At 48.2% G+C, this 19,358-nt stretch carries 15 protein-coding genes, 1 tRNA gene and 3 rRNA genes; 5 read left to right on the plus strand and 14 right to left on the minus strand.

All coding sequences use genetic code 11. The annotated features are described in order from the left end of the window. Positions 1 to 22: 22 nt before the first annotated feature. Positions 23 to 319 carry an HP0495 family protein gene (locus AC6I1F_RS00060; protein ID WP_251570829.1) on the minus strand — a complete coding sequence of 99 codons (297 nt, stop codon included), beginning with the start codon at positions 317 to 319 and terminating at the stop codon, positions 23 to 25. Continuing rightward, a complete protein-coding gene (locus AC6I1F_RS00065) occupies positions 312 to 1,412 on the minus strand; it encodes a hypothetical protein (RefSeq protein ID WP_497801573.1) in 1,101 nt (366 codons plus the stop codon). The genes AC6I1F_RS00060 and AC6I1F_RS00065 overlap by 8 nt, the downstream gene beginning before the upstream one ends. A 159-nt stretch (positions 1,413 to 1,571) precedes the next feature. Between AC6I1F_RS00065 and AC6I1F_RS00070 the strand changes: the two genes are divergently transcribed. The 5 genes from AC6I1F_RS00070 (at position 1,572) to rrf (ending at position 8,378) form a co-directional block, all read left to right on the plus strand. Beyond that, positions 1,572 to 2,318 carry a biotin--[acetyl-CoA-carboxylase] ligase gene (locus tag AC6I1F_RS00070; RefSeq protein ID WP_289185747.1) on the plus strand — a complete coding sequence of 249 codons (747 nt, stop codon included), beginning with the start codon at positions 1,572 to 1,574 and terminating at the stop codon, positions 2,316 to 2,318. Beyond that, positions 2,315 to 3,106, plus strand: a complete 792-nt coding sequence (locus AC6I1F_RS00075; protein WP_251570825.1) for a type III pantothenate kinase — start codon at positions 2,315 to 2,317, stop codon at positions 3,104 to 3,106. The genes AC6I1F_RS00070 and AC6I1F_RS00075 overlap by 4 nt, the downstream gene beginning before the upstream one ends. Positions 3,107 to 3,406: 300 nt before the next feature. Further along, a 16S ribosomal RNA gene (locus AC6I1F_RS00080) occupies positions 3,407 to 4,951 on the plus strand. Between the two features lie 286 nt (positions 4,952 to 5,237). Further along, positions 5,238 to 8,120, plus strand: a 23S ribosomal RNA gene (locus AC6I1F_RS00085). A 143-nt stretch (positions 8,121 to 8,263) separates the two neighbouring features. Then, positions 8,264 to 8,378 (plus strand): 5S ribosomal RNA (rrf, locus tag AC6I1F_RS00090). Together the 16S, 23S and 5S rRNA genes form the textbook arrangement of a ribosomal RNA operon. A gap of 221 nt (positions 8,379 to 8,599) precedes the next feature. Here the strand turns inward: rrf and AC6I1F_RS00095 are convergent. The 12 genes from AC6I1F_RS00095 to AC6I1F_RS00150 form a co-directional block, all read right to left on the minus strand. Then, positions 8,600 to 8,974 carry a helix-turn-helix domain-containing protein gene (locus tag AC6I1F_RS00095; protein WP_160334263.1) on the minus strand — a complete coding sequence of 125 codons (375 nt, stop codon included), beginning with the start codon at positions 8,972 to 8,974 and terminating at the stop codon, positions 8,600 to 8,602. Positions 8,975 to 8,976: 2 nt separating this feature from the next. Next, positions 8,977 to 10,071 (minus strand): redox-regulated ATPase YchF, encoded by a 1,095-nt coding sequence (gene ychF, locus AC6I1F_RS00100; protein ID WP_160334262.1) that lies wholly within the window; start codon positions 10,069 to 10,071, stop codon positions 8,977 to 8,979. Beyond that, complete coding sequence (locus AC6I1F_RS00105) at positions 10,072 to 10,539, minus strand: 2-thiouracil desulfurase family protein (protein WP_251570186.1); 468 nt, start codon at positions 10,537 to 10,539, stop codon at positions 10,072 to 10,074. Next, positions 10,514 to 11,116 carry an aminoacyl-tRNA hydrolase gene (pth, locus tag AC6I1F_RS00110; RefSeq protein WP_160334260.1) on the minus strand — a complete coding sequence of 201 codons (603 nt, stop codon included), beginning with the start codon at positions 11,114 to 11,116 and terminating at the stop codon, positions 10,514 to 10,516. The genes AC6I1F_RS00105 and pth overlap by 26 nt, the downstream gene beginning before the upstream one ends. After that, positions 11,113 to 12,870 carry a DEAD/DEAH box helicase gene (locus tag AC6I1F_RS00115; RefSeq protein ID WP_160334259.1) on the minus strand — a complete coding sequence of 586 codons (1,758 nt, stop codon included), beginning with the start codon at positions 12,868 to 12,870 and terminating at the stop codon, positions 11,113 to 11,115. The genes pth and AC6I1F_RS00115 overlap by 4 nt, the downstream gene beginning before the upstream one ends. An 88-nt stretch (positions 12,871 to 12,958) precedes the next feature. Further along, positions 12,959 to 13,606 carry a 50S ribosomal protein L25/general stress protein Ctc gene (locus tag AC6I1F_RS00120; RefSeq protein WP_160334258.1) on the minus strand — a complete coding sequence of 216 codons (648 nt, stop codon included), beginning with the start codon at positions 13,604 to 13,606 and terminating at the stop codon, positions 12,959 to 12,961. Between the two features lie 57 nt (positions 13,607 to 13,663). Further along, a complete protein-coding gene (locus tag AC6I1F_RS00125; protein ID WP_202074516.1) occupies positions 13,664 to 14,614 on the minus strand; it encodes a ribose-phosphate pyrophosphokinase in 951 nt (316 codons plus the stop codon). A gap of 65 nt (positions 14,615 to 14,679) precedes the next feature. Beyond that, a tRNA-Gln gene (locus tag AC6I1F_RS00130) sits at positions 14,680 to 14,755 on the minus strand. Between the two features lie 14 nt (positions 14,756 to 14,769). After that, entirely contained in the window at positions 14,770 to 15,627 is an 858-nt protein-coding gene (gene ispE, locus AC6I1F_RS00135) for a 4-(cytidine 5'-diphospho)-2-C-methyl-D-erythritol kinase (protein ID WP_160334256.1), read from the minus strand. Further along, on the minus strand, positions 15,624 to 16,133 hold the full coding sequence (locus AC6I1F_RS00140; RefSeq protein ID WP_160334255.1) for a lipoprotein insertase outer membrane protein LolB: 510 nt from the start codon (positions 16,131 to 16,133) through the stop codon (positions 15,624 to 15,626). Before AC6I1F_RS00140 ends, ispE begins: the two co-directional genes overlap by 4 nt. Next, entirely contained in the window at positions 16,117 to 17,862 is a 1,746-nt protein-coding gene (locus AC6I1F_RS00145) for a tetratricopeptide repeat protein (protein ID WP_251570187.1), read from the minus strand. The genes AC6I1F_RS00140 and AC6I1F_RS00145 overlap by 17 nt, the downstream gene beginning before the upstream one ends. A gap of 99 nt (positions 17,863 to 17,961) precedes the next feature. Continuing rightward, positions 17,962 to 19,248, minus strand: a complete 1,287-nt coding sequence (locus AC6I1F_RS00150; protein ID WP_251570188.1) for a M20/M25/M40 family metallo-hydrolase — start codon at positions 19,246 to 19,248, stop codon at positions 17,962 to 17,964. Between the last annotated feature and the right edge of the window lie 110 nt (positions 19,249 to 19,358).

Consider the following 19,358-nt stretch of genomic DNA (forward strand, 5'->3'; position numbering starts at 1 on the left):
CTAGATGTCTTATTTTCACCGGTTATAGAACAAAACGAACCTTGTTGTGCGCAGTGATTTCTTTGTACAGATTATCGAGCATGTCTTGAGAAGTCGCATTAATCAAAACTCCGAGGGAAAGATAATTTCCTTTTGCGGAAGCTTTCATTTCGACTTCTGCAGCGTCGAAAGACGGGCAATGTTTTTGTATGATACTCACGATTTCCTGTGCGAATTCATCGGTTCTCTCGCCGACAATTTTCATAGGAAATTCACAAGGAAACTGCAATAGAGCAGCAGGCAGTTCTTCCATATTTTCGTTCTTAATTTCTTCAGCCATTTCTTTTTTTAAACACCTTTTGAAAAGTATTAAAAATCAACGGGAGGAAGGATTTATCTACTCCCACATCTGAGCCGGGATAGACCGAAAAACTTTTTACGACCTTTCCAGCTTGAAGGATATTAACCTTTCCTACCGCTTCTGTTGCTTGAACTGGTGCCTTAATGAGTTCTTTTCTTTCTATGATGATCTCAATCGGTTCTTTTTTATTTTGTTTTATTTGCTCTTTTGACAGAGTGACAAAGATGTCAGAGGGCGTAATGACATCGACAGAATTTTTTATTCCCCCGGCAACCGGGATGCTGGAAAATTTATGTCCGGAAGGAAAAATTTTTGCTGTTTCAAAGTCGTTGACCGCATGCAGCAGTGCTCGAGATATTTGGTTAACTGAGGTACTTGGCTCTTCTTGAAAATTGATAACCGCAACTCTTCGAATGTTTTCAGGGTATTCAGAATTTTTTACGAATGAAATAGCCAAGCTTTGCTTTTTATTCCTTTCCCTCAATATTACGGTTTCGGAATTTCCCGAACGAACGGTCTGGATTTGCGAAGGGAGTTCCTGATCCTGGAGAAGAACGGTTGAATCAAAGAAAGAAATTCCGATATCTTGGAGGCCGTTAAAAAGTTCCGTTAGGGCAACAAAAAAGCCATTCTCGGAGAATGCAATTTGATTTAAGGCTGGATTTTCTTTTTTGTCTGAGGTGTTAATGAGCTGCAGCCCAAGGATCGCTGCTTCGTCTGATTGAAGAAGAAGCATGGAGGCAATAAGCTCTTTTAAGGTGATACTTTCTCCTTGCTGAAAGAAAACTGGAGTATTTTTATCCAAGTTAGAGAAAATTGAGGGATCAACCTTGAAGGCTTTCTGAATATCCAGTTCTTTTCGCTGAATTTTTTTTAACAGCTTAGAAGCAATATATATTTTTTGAGGAATTGAGCCGCTGATGCTTTTGACTGTGTAGGCATCTTTGCTCTCGATGATCTGTCTGCTGTTTAAGTCGTACGAAATAGCAATGTCTGAGGGCGAGCTAAAACTAGTACCTATGAAAAAAAAAGAAGCCGCTAAAGTAAAAATATTTTTTTTCCCAGAGGTCATATGAATGCAGAATCTCTCATAAACAATTGGAGTCGGCAGCAAGTGATTGAGTTTGTCGATTAAACTCTCCCAATTGATCGTTATGCTACGACATAATGAAACAATATACCTATAGTTTTAGAAATGAAAAAGTATTTAGACATCTCTCGGTGCGAAAGATTGTTAGCACCCGTTAGATTTGAGTTTCTCCCGGAAATTGATTCAACGAATGAATACTTAAAAAGGGAGGTAAAACAATCTAACAGTGTTTCGGATACTTTGGTGTGTGCAGAGCGGCAAGTTAAGGGAAAAGGCACACGAGGCAGAGTATGGTATGACTCTCCGCAATGCTGCTTAAAATTTTCATATAGAAAACAATTGCCGACTAATTTTTCTAAGTTTGCGGTAATTAGTCCTTGGGTAGCTCTAAATTTTTGTCAATATCTGCATTCAGTTGGATTTCAAACGGTAGGGGCAAAGTGGCCGAATGATCTGCTGATTAACGGCGGAAAGCTATCGGGAATGCTATTCGAAATAGTTTCAAAAGGGGAGGTATCCTATTTGATCGCAGGTATTGGGGTAAACCTTTTTTTCGATCCTAACCTAACTCAGATTAGCGGGCGAAATATCGCCTTTTTGTATGAGAAATCTACTCCCTCTATAGATGAAAGAACTGATATTCTTATTGAATTAGGAAGAGTTCTTATCGATTCTCTCGATAATATCCCGGAATCGTTCACAGATGAGGACAAGATGAGCTGGTCTGCTTGTGATGTCTTTTATCAGAAAAAGGTCAAAATCATACAAGATGGAAAAGTTGTGGACGAAGGGTGTGAAATGGGAATAGATAAGGAAGGCCGTTTGATGGTTCAAACATCTGAGGGGCTGAAGTCGATAAACATAGGCGAACTATCGGTGACTTTATGAAAAGGATAGTTGTTGATATTGGAAATACAGCCCTTAAATGGGATTACATATCTGAAGTCCCACATCCAAGAGCGTTTGTGCACAGCTCGGAAACGACTTTAAATCCTGACGTTATTCGGAGTTGGGAAGAAGAAGATGTCACCGAGATATTAGGAACATATGTCTGCAGGCCTGAATTGAAAGATCAAATTGAATCTTTTATGGAAGGGAGAGGCGGCAAATGTACTTGGTTACGGACAGAAGCTGAATTCAAAGGCCCTTTTTATCTTTTAAACAGCTATGAATACCCGGAACGACTGGGTGCAGATCGCTGGTATGGCGCAGTTGGAGCAATTGCGCTTAATCCTCAAAAATCCATAGTATTAGTGCAGTTTGGTACAGCAACGACTGTCGATATGATTCGATACGAAGGCGGGAAAAATTACGTATTCGAAGGAGGAATGATTCTTCCGGGACTTAATCTTATGTATACAGCGTTGGAACGTAAGATTCCGGCAATCGCCGTTCCGAGAGGAGCTGCCAGAGATTTTCCAAAAAATACTTCAGACGCGATCAATACCGGAATTGTTGATGCTCAGCTTGGCCCTGTTTATTTTGCAATTCAACGGCTTAAAAAAACTGCTATGTCAAACGACATTGAAGTAATTTTAACGGGCGGGGCAGCCTCAATTCTTGAAAAAAGTGCGTTGGGACGGCTTCCGTGTTTTACTTTATGCCATAACATCGTTCTTACCGGAATTAAACTTAGAGCAGAGCAGGCGACTTGCAATAATTTAAAAAGCATGTAAAATGCACGCCTCATTGAACAACGCCAAGCGCTGTTCGAGATACAGAAACAAATTTTTACATTGAATTTTCCTGTTTCAGTTGACAAGAATTTTCAGTTCTGTAAAATAGCAATTCTGCGCTTGAGAAATCAAGCAAGTTCTTTAAAAATTTATCGACGACCGATAAGAGCGGGCGCTGAAGATTTAAGCGGGTTTAGAGGACTGAATTCGCGAAGCAATTTTTAGCTCGCACTTATTGGATGAAGGAGTAGAAATACTCCGTCAAACACCAAGAGAGTGATTCGAGCGACAACAGAGATTAAACAAAAGAGTTTGATCCTGGCTCAGATTGAACGCTGGCGGAACGCTTTACACATGCAAGTCGAACGGTAACAGCGAGGAAAGCTTGCTTTTTTCGGCTGACGAGTGGCGAACGGGTGAGTAATACATCGGAACGTGTCCGCTCGTGGGGGACAACCATCCGAAAGGATGGCTAATACCGCATGAGTTCTACGGAAGAAAGAGGGGGACCTGCTTGCAGGCCTCTCGCGAGCGGAGCGGCCGATGACTGATTAGCCGGTTGGTGAGGTAACGGCTCACCAAAGCAACGATCAGTAGCTGGTCTGAGAGGACGACCAGCCACACTGGGACTGAGACACGGCCCAGACTCCTACGGGAGGCAGCAGTGGGGAATTTTGGACAATGGGCGCAAGCCTGATCCAGCTATTCCGCGTGTGGGATGACGGCCCTCGGGTTGTAAACCACTTTAGTAGAGAACGAAAAGGAGCTATCGAATAAATAGCTCTGCTGACGGTACTCTAAGAATAAGCACCGGCTAACTACGTGCCAGCAGCCGCGGTAATACGTAGGGTGCGAGCGTTAATCGGAATTACTGGGCGTAAAGGGTGTGCAGGCGGCTGAGTAAGACAGATGTGAAATCCCCGGGCTTAACCTGGGAACCGCATATGTGACTGCTTGGCTAGAGTGCGTCAGAGGGAGGTGGAATTCCACGTGTAGCAGTGAAATGCGTAGATATGTGGAAGAACACCGATGGCGAAGGCAGCCTCCTGGGACGCAACTGACGCTCATACACGAAAGCGTGGGGAGCAAACAGGATTAGATACCCTGGTAGTCCACGCCCTAAACGATGTCAACTAGTTGTTGGGGATTAAAATTCTCAGTAACGCAGCCAACGCGTGAAGTTGACCGCCTGGGAAGTACGGTCGCAAGACTAAAACTCAAAGGAATTGACGGGGACCCGCACAAGCGGTGGATGATGTGGATTAATTCGATGCAACGCGAAAAACCTTACCTACCCTTGACATGTCAGAGAAGCTTTTGTAATGAGAGTGTGCCCGCAAGGGCGTCTGAACACAGGTGCTGCATGGCTGTCGTCAGCTCGTGTCGTGAGATGTTGGGTTAAGTCCCGCAACGAGCGCAACCCTTGTCACTAGTTGCTACGAAAGGGCACTCTAGTGAGACTGCCGGTGACAAACCGGAGGAAGGTGGGGATGACGTCAAGTCCTCATGGCCCTTATGGGTAGGGCTTCACACGTCATACAATGGTCGGAACAGAGGGCAGCCAACCCGTGAGGGGGAGCAAATCCCAGAAAACCGATCGTAGTCCGGATTGCAGTCTGCAACTCGACTGCATGAAGTCGGAATCGCTAGTAATCGCGGATCAGCATGCCGCGGTGAATACGTTCCCGGGTCTTGTACACACCGCCCGTCAAACAATGGGAGTGGTGTTTACCAGAAGTCGTTAGCCTAACCGCAAGGAGGGCGGCGACCACGGTGAGCACCGTGACTAATGTTAAGTCGTAACAAGGTAGCCGTACCGGAAGGTGCGGCTGGATCACCTCCTTTCAAGAGAAAGCGAATGAAAGCTTTTAGAAGACGCGTGAATTCATTCAGCGCTCACTCTTATCGGCAGTCGATAAATCGAAAAGAAATATGTTCTTTAACAATTCGGAAAGATTGAAAAATCTAACGTTAAGACTGATTTGATGAGAGTCAGTCAAGACGGGTAGTGATTGGAAATCAAGCAAAGTTAAAACTTTGAGATTTCTCAAGCATGAGACATTGACAGCATATGGGCACAAAGAACCAAGTTACTTGTGACCCGGCCGGGCAATAGGCGGCAGGGTTATAGGATCAAGTGACTAAGTGCATGTGGCGGATGCCTTGGCGATCACAGGCGAAGAAAGACGCGGCAGCCTGCGAAAAGCTGCGGGGAGCTGGCAAACGAGCATTGATCCGCAGATATCTGAATGGGGGAACCCACACCGCAAGGTGTATCTGCATCTGAATACATAGGGTGCAGAGGCGAACGAGGAGAACTGAAACATCTAAGTATCCTCAGGAAAAGAAATCAACCGAGATTCCGGCAGTAGCGGCGAGCGACCCCGGAAGAGCCTAACAGCTGATAGTTTGAAGCGTAGTCGAACGGAATGGAAAGTCCGGCCATAGCGGGTGATAGCCCCGTAGGCGAAACGCTTTGAATGGTACTAAGGCAGTGAGAAGTAGAGCGGGACACGTGGAATCCTGTTCGAAGACGGGGGGACCATCCTCCAAGGCTAAATACTCGTGATCGACCGATAGTGAACCAGTACCGTGAGGGAAAGGCGAAAAGAACCCCGGGAGGGGAGTGAAATAGAACCTGAAACCGCATGCATACAAACAGTAGGAGCTTCGTAAGGAGTGACTGCGTACCTTTTGCATAATGGGTCAGCGACTTACATTCTGTGGCGAGCTTAACCGACTAGGGGAGGCGCAGCGAAAGCGAGTTCGAATAGAGCGAACAGTCGCAGGGTGTAGACCCGAAACCAGATGAGCTATCCATGGCCAGGTTGAAGGTGTGGTAACACACACTGGAGGACCGAACCGACTAGTGTTGCAAAATTAGCGGATGAGCTGTGGATAGGGGTGAAAGGCCAAACAAATCTGGAGATAGCTGGTTCTCCCCGAAAACTATTGAGGTAGTGCCTCGTGTATCGCTCCAGGGGGTAGAGCACTGTTTTGGCTAGGGGGACATGGAGTCTTACCAAACCAAGGCAAACTCCGAATACCTGGAAGCGTGAGCACGGGAGACAGAGCACCGGGTGCTAACGTCCGGACTCAAAAGGGAAACAACCCAGACCGCCGGCTAAGGTCCCCAATAATGGCTAAGTGGAAAACGAAGTGGAAAGGCCGTGACAACCAGGAAGTTGGCTTAGAAGCAGCCATCCTTCAAAGAAAGCGTAATAGCTCACTGGTCGAGTCTTTCTGCGCGGAAGATGTAACGGGGCTAAGCCATTAACCGAAGCCGCGGATGCGGAGATTACTCTCTGCGTGGTAGGGGAGCGTTCTGTAAGTCTGCGAAGGAGTCTTGAGAAGGATTCTGGAGATATCAGAAGTGCGAATGCTGACATGAGTAACGTTAAAGCGGGTGAAAAGCCCGCTCGCCGTAAGCCCAAGGTTTCCTGCTCTACGTTCATCGGAGCAGGGTGAGTCGGCCCCTAAGGCGAGGCCGAAAGGCGTAGTCGATGGGAATCGGGTTAATATTCCCGAACCGCCGCCGAATGCGATGGGGTGACGGAGTTTAGAAGGTCAGCCGGGTGTTGGACGTCCCGGTGGGTGAGTGTAGGAGGTCTGCAGGCAAATCCGCAGGCGCATCTCCGAGGCAAAGCCGCGATCTGCTAAGGCAGAGAAGTGATTGGACGAACTTCCAAGAAAACCCTCTAAGCGTCAGTTCGGCGGGACCGTACCGCAAACCGACACTGGTGGGCGAGCTGAATATGCTCAGGCGCTTGAGAGAACTCGGGAGAAGGAACTCGGCAAATTGACACCGTAACTTCGGAAGAAGGTGTGCCTGAGTAACGTAGGCGCAGGGACTGCGCTGGCGTGAAAAGGTCTCAGAGAATAGGTGGCTGCGACTGTTTATTAAAAACACAGCACTCTGCCAAGTCGAAAGACGACGTATAGGGTGTGATGCCTGCCCGGTGCTGGAAGATTAATTGATGGGCTGAGAGGCCTTGATCGAAGTCCCAGTAAACGGCGGCCGTAACTATAACGGTCCTAAGGTAGCGAAATTCCTTGTCGGGTAAGTTCCGACCTGCACGAATGGCATAACGATGGCCACACTGTCTCCTCCCGAGACTCAGTGAAGTTGAAATGTTTGTGATGATGCAATCTACCCGCGGCTAGACGGAAAGACCCCATGAACCTTTACTGCAGCTTTGCATTGAACTGTGAACCGATTTGTGTAGGATAGGTGGGAGGCAGAGAAACGTGTACGCCAGTACGCGCGGAGCCAACCTTGAAATACCACCCTGATTTGTTTGCGGTTCTAACCCGGGACAGTGACCCTGTTCGGGGACCGTGCATGGTAGGCAGTTTGACTGGGGCGGTCTCCTCCTAAAGGGTAACGGAGGAGTACGAAGGTACGCTAGGTACGGTCGGAAATCGTGCTGATAGTGCAATGGCAAAAGCGTGCTTGACTGCGAGAGCAACAACTCGAGCAGATGCGAAAGCAGGTCATAGTGATCCGGTGGCTCTGAATGGAAGGGCCATCGCTCAACGGATAAAAGGTACTCTGGGGATAACAGGCTGATACCGCCCAAGAGTTCATATCGACGGCGGTGTTTGGCACCTCGATGTCGGCTCATCTCATCCTGGGGCTGTAGTCGGTCCCAAGGGTATGGCTGTTCGCCATTTAAAGAGGTACGTGAGCTGGGTTTAAAACGTCGTGAGACAGTTTGGTCCCTATCTGCCGTGGGCGTTGGAAGATTGACGGGGGCTGCTCCTAGTACGAGAGGACCGGAGTGGACGCACCTCTGGTGTACCGGTTGTCACGCCAGTGGCATTGCCGGGTAGCTAAGTGCGGACGAGATAACCGCTGAAAGCATCTAAGCGGGAAACTTTCCTGAAGATAAGTCTTCCCGGAGGTAAAACCTCCCTGAAGAGTCGTCCGAGACCAGGACGTCGATAGGTCAGGTGTGTAAGCGCTGTGAGGCGTTGAGCTAACTGATACTAATTGCTCGTGAGGCTTGATCCTATAACCGTGTTGCTTGTGACCGGCTGTGAGGTCCGTGCGAGAAAGAACAAAGTGAAGGCTGAGCTTGAGAGAAATCCAAGGCGCTGCCAAGATGAAGTAAATCGATCCGAATTGGCTCCTTAACCGGAGCGGACAGTTTTAAGCCCGGAGGCCATAGCAGGGCGGAACCACTCCTTCCCATCCCGAACAGGACAGTGAAACGCCTCCACGCCGATGATAGTGAGTTGTATTTCTTGCGAAAGTAGGTAGTCTCCGGGCTCTCCATTCTTAAAGCCTCTTGCTGCGAATGCGGTGAGAGGTTTTATTTTGTCCGTGCGGAGGGGTGATGAATTTATTCGCTTTCAGAAGGCATTCTTTGGCGAACGTGAATATGACTAGCCGCCCAAAATCTTCGCAGGTGAGTTATTTCGCCTGCGCCAATGGGTGTTCATCGATCTGCTATGAGCAAGCAAAAGGCCTCTTAACGAGGCCTACAGGATTTATTTGCTTCGCTTAACGTTCCTAATTTTTCTTTTGATGTTTGGGGCAAGCCGCTCAAGGGCGTCTATTGTGTTGAACACCGTCACGCGCCCCTTCAAAGATAGTGTCCTAAATTTTTGAAGCAGCACATCTTCCTCCCTTCCAGGGACATGACGTTCGTTCGTAATAATGTACAAAACGTCAAAACCAATACTGGAAAGTCTCGGCATTCTGAAAATGCCAGGATCGCTGTCGCCTTCCTCAAAACGGATGTAGGCATCGATTGGAATGCCGAGAAGCTGTGAAATTTGCTGCTCTGAATATCCCAGCCTTTCACGTTCCTCGCGCAGCCTCTCCCCAATTTCCTGTCTTTGTCGGGTACTTGTCAGTGCCATCTTTATACGTTGAATAAGAAGTTCATGATGTCGCCATCCTGAACAACATAGTCTTTACCTTCAACTCTCAGCTTACCAGCTTCTTTAGCGCCCTGCTCGCCGTTGTATTGAACATAATCGTCATAGCTGATTGTCTGGGCTCTAATGAAACCGCGCTCAAAGTCTGTGTGAATAACGCCGGCTGCCTGAGGAGCAAGATCTCCCTTATGGATGGTCCATGCGCGTACTTCTTTAACACCGGCAGTGAAGTATGTTTCCAGGCCTAGCAGCTGGTAGGCGGCTCGAATAACGCGATTCAGACCCGGTTCGTGCATGCCGATATCTTCAAGGAATATCTGTTTTTCTTCGTCAGGAAGATCTGAGATTTCAGCTTCGATCTTTGCACATACGGCAACAACAGGCGCTTTTTCAGCTGCAGCATGTTCCTTGACCTTGTCCAGAAGAGGATTATTTTCAAAACCGTCTTCTTCTACGTTTGCAACGTACATAACCGGTTTCAGCGTCAGCAGGAACAGGGGTCTGATAATAGCTAGTTCGTCTTTATTTAAGTCAACCATGCGGGCAGGTTTGCCTTCATTAAGGACCGGCTGAAGTTTCTCCAGCACTTTGACCAGTTTCAACGCTTCCTTATCGCCGCCGGCACGAGCCTGCTTAGAGTACTTGTTCAGCTGTTTTTCAACTGAGGCTAAGTCGGCCAGGGCTAATTCAGTATTGATAACGGAGATATCATCCAGCGGATCAACTTTTCCGGATACATGAACGATATTCTCATCATCAAAACATCTGACGATATGAGCGATCGCATCGCATTCACGAATATTTGCTAAGAATTGATTGCCTAATCCTTCACCCGCACTGGCTCCGGCCACTAGCCCGGCAATATCGACAAACTCAACTGTTGCAGGAACAATGCGCTGAGGAGAGACAATTTCTGCAAGCTTCGCTAAACGCGGATCCGGAACTTCAACAATACCGACGTTCGGCTCAATCGTGCAGAACGGATAGTTTTCTGCCGCAATTCCGGCTTTAGTTAGTGCATTAAATAACGTAGATTTACCAACATTAGGAAGTCCTACGATGCCGCATTTCAAACCCATTTATTTTCCTCTTATCTTTTCAATTGCTTGGCTAACTTCAGATTCATTGAAAATTTTAATTCCGTTTTCGGACAGAAGCCTTGAAGTAATACCTTCACCTTTAGTTAACTGACCGGTGAAGGAGCCGTCATATATAAAACCTTTTCCGCAAGAAGGGCTCTTCGATTTGAGAACTGCTACTCGAATTCCATAATTTTTACAGATATTCAGTGTCTCGTGCGCACCTAATCTGAAAAAAACTGAAATATCTCGGCCGTCTGAAGCAATGACCTTGTCGGTGTGTGACTGCTGCTCGGATGCAAGCCGCGGACAGGGAAGACCGCCAAGCATCTCAGGACAAGCGGAGATCACCTCGGCTGAGTTTTTTAATCGATCAATAAGCTCGTCTGATATTTTCTTATCCGATCCGTCATACCTGATTGGATAGCCGAGAAGACAAGCACTAACGAGTACTCGTTCTTTTTTCATTAAGTTTATTTGCCGCTTCCTTCAGATTTCCGCTGGCGATTAAAGCAGTATTTTCAATTCCTCTTTCGACTGCGTCTTCAATTAATTGACGGTCGTCAGGAGAAGGACGTGTCAGAACATAGTCAGCCACAGGTATGCTGAGCTGCTTGTTTCTCGGATGACCGATCCCGACTCTAAGCCGAACAAAATTAGGAGTACCGAGCTTTTCGGTGATGCTCTTTAATCCATTGTGACCAGCTGTTCCGCCGCCTTCTTTGAGCTTGATACTTCCAGGAGGAAGGTCAAGCTCATCATGGACGACGAGAATTTCCTCAGGCAGAATTTTATAAAAAGAGGCGAGGGCGGCCACTGCAATCCCGGATAAATTCATAAAGGTTGACGGTTTAAGGATGAAAACTTCCCGACCGTCTATCTTTACTCTGCAGACATCTCCTGAAAATTTCTTTTCAGGAGAAAAAAATCCGCCGAACTTCCGAGCTGCTTCATCGGCAAAAAGAAAACCTGCATTGTGCCGGGTGCCTTCATAGGAGGCACCCACATTTCCTAATCCAACAATTAAACGTATTGCCTTGCTCATTTAAACGCTTTCTTCGGAGCTTTGTTTTTCCGTTTCTCTTTCCCGCCTGACTTTTTGTAATGATAGGGAACGCGTTCGCTGTCTCTAGGCGCCCCTTCACGGTCATAGCGGACGATGCACTGACGTCCTTTAATAAAGGCGTCGCGCAATGCGTATATTACATCCTGAGCAACGTTTTCATCGACTTCAACGAGGGAGAATCTGTCAGCGATATCAATGGCTCCGATAAGTTTTGACGGAATTCCGGCTTCATTGGCGATCGCGCCGACAAGGTCCTGAGGACGAATGCCTGCATCTCTTCCGGTACCGATAAACAAACGGACCATTCCGGGAGAGAGGACTCTCTGTTTTGCTCTTCTATCCTCTCTGAAGCTTTCTCGACGATCGACACTGCTGTGTTCCTTTTTCCAAGAAAGATCTTCGGGAAGATCGACGTCAGAAACATCTTTCCAGTTAGCTTCGTTAGCAAGTTTGATGGCGGCAGCGGCAACGTCAATAATGTCGAATTCGTCACCAAGAATTTCAACGATTGAACGATAGCGTCCAAGATCAGAATCTCCAACGAGCAGCTCATGCAGCGAAGCACGGGTGAGGTCAAGACGTTTAGCATGTACGTCGGTCGCGGTCGGTACGGACAGGACGCTGATTTTGCGTTTAGTGATTCGTTCAATATTCTTTAGTAAGCGGCTTTCGCGCGGTTCAAGAATGGTAATGGCTGTGCCTTCTCGTCCTGCACGGCCAGTTCTTCCGATACGGTGAATGTATGTTTCTGCAGAAGACGGGATACCGAAATTGATGACATGACTCAGGTGATCAATATCAATGCCGCGCGCAGCAACGTCTGTTGCCACGATCACGTCAACCTGTTCTGCTCTGGCGCGTTTCATCACTCGGTCGCGCTGCGCTTGATCCAATCCGCCGTGAAGCGGCTCAACGCTGTAGCCTCTGCCTCTTAGAGATTCTGCCAGCTCGTCAACTTCATTGCGGGTTCTTGCAAACACAATAGCGAGTTTCGGACTTTCAATGTCAAGAATGCGTCCAAGCGCCGCGGTTTTATGATTTTTTCCGACGATATAAGCAGTCTGTTTAACTTTGGGCTGCTCTCCTTCGGGAACTTTTTCTTTAGGAATGAGAATGTGGCATGCATCGTGCAGATGATTTTCTGCAATTTTAGAAATTCTCGCAGGCAAGGTGGCTGAAAACAGGGCGGTTTGACGTTTTGCAGGAAGAGCCTCGAAAATCGCATCCAGTTCATCCGCAAAACCCATGTCCAGCATTTCGTCAGCTTCATCAAGTACTACAGCTTGGATGTCTGAGAGGTCAAGCGTTCCTCTCTTTATGTGATCCAAAGCTCTTCCCGGGGTTGCGACAACAATATGGACCCCGCGGTTGAGGGCTCGGATCTGCCGGCTGTACTCCTGACCGCCGTATACAGGCAGAACAACAATATTGGAATCTTTTCCGAAACTGTTGACTGCTTCTGAAACCTGAATACACAGTTCGCGGGTCGGTGTAAGGATAAGAATTTTTGGTTTTCCGGGTTTCTGATCCAGACAGTAGCGCTGAATCAGAGGTAAAGAAAAGGCTGCCGTTTTTCCTGTTCCGGTGGCAGCCTGACCGAGGACATCTCGGCCTTGAATAAGTTCGGGAATAGCCTTTGTTTGAATAGGTGTCGGTTCTTCGAAGCCAAGTTTGGCCAGGGAACTGACCAGTGTGTCACACAGCCCTAAATCGGCAAATGGATTAGATGACATTTAAGCTCCCATCATTAGTTAATCTTTTAATTATGAATAAAAAAAGCCGCGGCTTAGCCGCGGCAAAGCATTTTGAGTAATCAGATGATTACTGAGCCGGTGCTTCCTCAGACTTCTCTGCTGTAGCAGGAACGGCGTCAGCCGGAACTTCCTCAGCAGGAGCTTCGTCAACTTCCTCAGCCATGATGACAGCAGAAGCAACAGTCGGATCCTCGTTCGGTTTGAGGATGGCTGTAACGCCTTCAGGAAGAGTAATGTCGGAAACGTGGATCGGTTTTTCAACTGTAAGACCGGAGAGGTCAACAGTGATGTGTTCAGGCAGCTGATCCGGCAGGCAGGAAACGAGAAGCTCGGAGATAGCGTGGTTGATGTTGGCTTTTTCAGCAACAACGGCCGGGCTGGTTTCTTCGCCGACAAAGTGCAGAGGCACGTTCATGCGGATCGGTTCATCAGCAGCGACTCTCTGGAAGTCGATGTGGAGAACCTGAGGCTTGTAAGGATGCATCTGGAAAGAACGGAGCAGAACACGTTCGCTCTTTCCGTCAAGAACCATCTCAAGAATAGATGCATGGAATTTTTCCTTGCGAAGAGCATGGAAAATTTCGTTGTGATCTAACTCGATGGGAGTCGCAGCGACTTTACCACCATAGACGATTCCGGGAAGCTTATCCGCACGGCGAAGGCGGCGGCTCGCACCCGTACCTTGCGCTTTACGTGTGACAGCAGTGAATTTCATTTAAAAATCTCCAAAAATAATACTGCCGGCCGCGACCAGCCGGCAGAGGGGACATAACTACTCAGCAAACAGACTGCTTACTGAGGACTCGCAAGCAATGCGAGAGATCGTCTCGCCCAGAAGAGAAGAGCAGCTCAGCTGTCTAATCTTCTGACAGGCAAGAGCGTCTTGACGAAGCGGGATTGTATCAGTAACAACGACCTCATCAAGAGCAGAATTTGTAATTTTTTCTACGGCGTTGCCGGAGAAAACCGGATGTGTTGCATAGGCGAGAACTTTCTTGGCGCCGCGCTCTTTCAGAGCATCGGCGGCATGACAAAGAGTTCCGGCGGTATCAACAATGTCATCAACAATGACGCAGGTTCTTCCTTCAATTTCTCCGATGATATTCATTACTTCGGAGACGTTCGCTCTGGGACGACGCTTATCGATAATGGCAAGATCGCATTCCATGCGTTTTGCCACAGCTCTTGCGCGAACCACTCCGCCAACGTCCGGAGAAACGACAACAAGATCGGAATAGTTGTGCTTCCAGAGGTCACCTAAAAGGATCGGGCTGGCGTAAATGTTATCGACAGGAACATCGAAAAAGCCCTGGATCTGGTCAGCGTGAAGATCCATTGTCAGAACGCGGTCGATTCCGGCTGCCTGAAGCATATTGGCAACCACTTTCGCGCTGATGGCAACACGAGTGGAGCGCGGTCTGCGGTCCTGACGTGCATAACCGTAGTAAGGAATAACAGCAGTGATTCGGGCAGCAGAAGCTCTTCTGAGAGCGTCAACCATAATGACAAGTTCCATCAAATTGTCATTGGTGGGAACACAAGTCGGCTGAACGATAAATACGTCTCTGCCGCGGACATTCTCATTCAGTTCTACCTGAACTTCGCCGTCTGAGAAGCGACTTACAGTGGCTCTTCCCAGAGGAATGTTGAGATGCTGAACAACAGCTTGCGCTAATTTCGGATTAGCATTGCCTGAGAAGACCATCAGGCTGTCTGGAACCATTTGGACCATGATGTTTGCTCTATCGGGAAAGATAACAGCGTTAAAAGAACTCACAGACGTCGGTATGGCAGGGGAGGAAGGATTCGAACCTTCGTATGCCGGGATCAAAACCCGGTGCCTTAACCACTTGGCGACTCCCCTGTGTTTCCAACGTACTACGACTCAATCCACCCACTGAGCGGATGAATCTTTAAACTCTTGACTATCCACTGCTTCCAGCCCGAAGGCAGAGGAGCAAGCGGACAGACTTCCGAACCTAATTCTACAGCGGAAAAAACTGCCGATCCTGATCCTGTCATTCGAGGACGGCTTATCGGCTTCATTAGTCTGAAAGCGTCCTCTACGGCAGGACATAAACTGCGCGTTACGGGCTCTAAATCGTTGCGCCCGATGAGCGCAAGCGGAAAGGCGGAGACCAGTCCTGGAAAGTGCAACATTCTGATAGATTTAGTATTTCTTGTCAAATCAGGGCTTCCGAACACCTTGGCAGTAGGCACAGAAACATTCGGGAAAACGACTAGGGCCTTAAAGTCAGGGATCGGACAGGGGGTCAGTACTTCACCGACTCCCTCCGCAAATGCATCTTGGCCAAATATGAAAAAGGGGACATCTGCACCAAGTTCCAATCCCAAACGCATGAGCTCGGTTCTGCTTAAATTCAGTCCCCAAAGGCGATTTAGACCGATCAGACAGGTCGCGGCGTCGGAAGATCCTCCACCCATGCCGGCACCGTGAGGAATTTGTTTACGAACTGTAATTCGACAGCCTTTTTGAGGAGCAAGTCTTTGAAGAAGTTTTGCTGCACGCCAGCAGAGATCTTTCTCCACGTCCCACTCGATATCTCCGACGCGTTCAATTGCGCCCGAGGGAAGCTCCTCAAGGTCGATCTGATCGCGTAAGTCAATTAGAACGAAAATCGATTCCAGCAGATGCATGCCGTCAGACTTTCTTCCGGTGACGTGCAGGAACAGGTTCAGTTTAGCCGGGGCGGGAAGGTTTAAGTAAGTGTTCACTTTTCTTTTTTAGGCAGAAGCGTAATCGTGATATTCATGTCAGAAGCGGGTGCTTTTCCTTTGCCGAAAATTCTTTGAACATCGCCGTTCGGAGCTCGCGAAATTTCAACTTTCCATCCCTGCGCAGCTGCGGAGGCTTTCGAAGAGCCTTCTAACCAGCTCTGAAGCTCTTCAAAATTGACCGGAACGCCTACCGCTTGGTTCAGAAGTTCAGAGGTGCTGCGCGCACGACGGATTCCCTCTCTTGTTTCCATCGTTGAAACGGTGCTGTTTTCTTCTATCTTGGCGACGGATGCTCCAAGCGGTCCGGTGATCAAAAGCGTCTTTTTTTCAGGACTGACCGTAAAACGGAAATTTCCGCTGTGTCGTTCCGCGGATGAGGCAGATTGGCTGAGGACGGAAAATCGCCCTGTCCATACTTCTGTATTTTCAGGGACAGACAGGGTGCTGCATGCACTCAGAAGTGCAGTCAGGAAAAGAAAAAAGATTTTACTTAGCTGCCGCATCTTTTATTTTCAGTCTTGACTTGAGAAGTTTGGTTTCAATGCTGTCCGGCCACTCTTTTTCAGCCTTCTTCAGTAATTCCAAAGCCCGACTCTTTTTCCCGGTTGTCCAATAAAGTTCTGTTAAATGGAGGTACACATCGAGTTCAGGTAATTTATCGAGTGCTTCGTTCAGATATTTTTCAGCTTCGGCATACTTCTTCTGTTTAAAAGCCAGCCAGCCCTTTGAATCAAGAATAAACGGATCCGTCGGGTCTAACTCATAGGCTCGATTGATATAGCGCTCAGCCTCCTTAATTCTTCTCGGCGCAGATTCAAGCAGTGAATAGCCAAGCGAGTTATATGCACCCGAGAAATCAGGGTCGATTTCAATCGCTTTCTTCAGGTGTTTTTCTGCAGTCTTCAGATCGCCGTCCTGCTCGGCAAGCATTGCGGCTTCGTAGTACATGCTTTTTGAGTAAGCGAGCTTTTTCAGTCCTTCATTCAGCGCCGCTTTAGCCTTTGCGCGATTATTCATCTCCAGATAGATTCGTGCCTCCAGGAGATACCTCTCCTCTGAAATTGCGTCATTCTCCGTACCGATTTGAGACAGGCTTTTTAGGGCTGCAGGGAAATCATTTTGGCGAGCATAGATATTTGCCATTTGGAGAAAAGCTGCGGAGGCCAGCTTTCCTGTTACTTTGGAGCAGTATTGGACAGCTTTAGGAAAATCTTTATCCTGAATCGCTGCATCGCTGAGCATTAGATAGGCTCTGGAGAGATTCTCATTCTGATCCGACTTGTTCTGATTTTGCTTCACAAAACCTTCCAGCAGCTCCTTTGCGGACTCAAAGCGTCTTAGTTCAAGCAGACTGGCGCTTGCAGAGAGAACGAATTCCGGGTCATTGGTGTATTGCGAAACCAGTTTGTCAAAGGATTTGTAATCTCCTTTTTTAAGCAGAAGCTGCGTGTAAGCGTTTCTGGCAGCCTTGCTGTCAGGCTTTTTCTGAAGAAAATTAGTGAGAAGCTTCATCGCTTCTTCGGGCTGTACTCCGGCAAGCATTCCCGCAAGGACCGAAACGGTCTCCTCGTTGGCATTGATCGAGTACGCTTTTTTCGCGTATTCGAGGGCAGTATTCATGTTGCCGTTCAGCAGCTCGAGACGCGCAAGTCCCAGCTGGGTTTCATAGAGATCCCGGTATTTGACGGTAGCCGACTGGAAAAACTGCAGGGCTTGTTTGCGGTCTTTCGCCAGGGCGAGCTGAGCCTGAAGTTCGAGGATGTTTTTTCCTCTTTCCGGAGAATTCTCCAGGTAGGCGGACTCAATCGGCAACGCGACAGCGTAGTTGCCGGAGAGAATGTTTGCAGACAAATAATGACGCTGGGCATCCCGGTTGGAAGGTGCGAGCTTGAGCCAAGTTGCTGTTGCCTGTCGGAATTCTTTCAGCGCGTTAGCCGCGACTGCAATTTGAACGGCTCGTTCGGCTAATCTGGGGTCTTTGGTTTCGTCAGCTATCGCGAGATAAGTGCGGAAAGCAGCGCCCGCCTGTCCGCGCTGAAGGGCGACTTCACTGGCTATGATTTGAAAAAGCAGTCGGCTGTTGAGGTGAACTTTTGGTATTTCACTATCACTGCTGAGTTGTTTTTCAGCCTTATTAGCCTCTTTTACTCCGGTTTCCTGAGCATAACCGGTCTGAATCCCGAGGCCGATCAGCGCGAGCATAGCCGCCGCAATCTTTATTTTTATTAACACGCCCTTCATCCGAATGGAATTAAATAGAACTAGACGGAGAAAGTTTAGCCCAATTAGTTCGGCCCAAGCATGAAGGGTGTATTAAGTTACCCGTTTAGATTACTTTCTTTTTGGTAAAAGAGGCAGAGTTTCAGCCTCGAGACCGACAAGAGCAAGTGCGCTCAGGAATGTGAGCTGAGGGCCGAGGTAGGAATCTGTCGGGTCATACCATTCTTTTAGGGAGTGGTTATAGCCCTCTTTTCCACCGCCTCCAAGCGTAGTAGCTGGAATACCAAGGCTCAATGCAACGTTTTGGTCGGTACTTGCACAGCCGTATGTGGTGAGAGCAATTCCGAGATGGTTCATAGAGGCACGAGCCGCAAGGAGGATCGGGCTGTCGTTTTGCTGATCTCCGGCAGGACGGTGTCCGATAGGTTCAATGCTCAGTTTTATTTTCGTCTCTTCTGTCGCGTTCCAGCGCTTGTTTTCGGCTTCGCAAGCTTCTTCGAAGATCGGGAGAATACGTTCAACAAGTTTGTTCAGCTCATCGTTGTTGATTGAGCGGGTATCGAGTTCCAGCTGAGCCTTTGCGGGGATCGCATTGATTGAACTTCCGCCCTGAACAGTACCGACGGAGAAGGTCGTTTTTGGCGACTCGGAAACCTGAAGATCAGCGATTTTCGCGATTGCGCGGCCGAGCGCATGGTTGGCATTCGGAATACCGAAATTGCTCCAGCTGTGTCCTCCGGGGCCGCTGAATGTGACGCGGAATCGGCGGGAGCCGGTGGAGCCGTGAAGCAGTACGCCGACATCGGCACCGTCAACGGAAATAAAACCGTCGATATGTTCTTCTCCGGCAGCAAAAAGGTGTTTGGAGCCGCGTAAGTCGCCGTTTCCCTCTTCACCGACGGTGGCAATAAAAAGAAGGTCGCCTTCGGTTTTAATGTCAAAAGCGTTAAGTGTTCGCAGAACTTCTAAAAGAACCGTAAGACCTCTGGCATCGTCGGAAATACCGGGGGCATAGAGAATGCCGTTTTCCCGACGGACTTTAACGTTTGTGCCCTTTGGAAAAACGGTGTCAAGGTGCGCACCCAGCACCAGGCGGGGGCCGTTTCCGTTTCCGGGACGAACGCCGATAACATTACCGATGCCGTCAATTCGGACATTCTTAAGGCCAAGTTCCTTCAATTGACGCGCAAAGTATTCAGCGCGAGCTTCTTCATGGAATGGGGGCGCTTCAACTTCAGTCAGACTGATCTGATCCTCAATCGTCAGAGTTTCATCTTTTTTAATTTGTTCCAGAGCGCTTTTAATGATCGGTATCAGGGAGAGCCGATCAAGTGTATCAGTGACAATGGAAGGGACCGGCGCGAGCGCGGCAGCCTGAGGTGATGCAGATGCAGTCATTGGTGGGTAACTCCTCTAAAAGCGCCTATCTTATGAAGATTTGTTCGAATAAGCAAGAAATATGGAGTTACAAAGAAAAAATTGAAATAAATGATATTTAACTTATTGAA

The organism is Parasutterella sp. St.1A3, assembly GCF_059728705.1.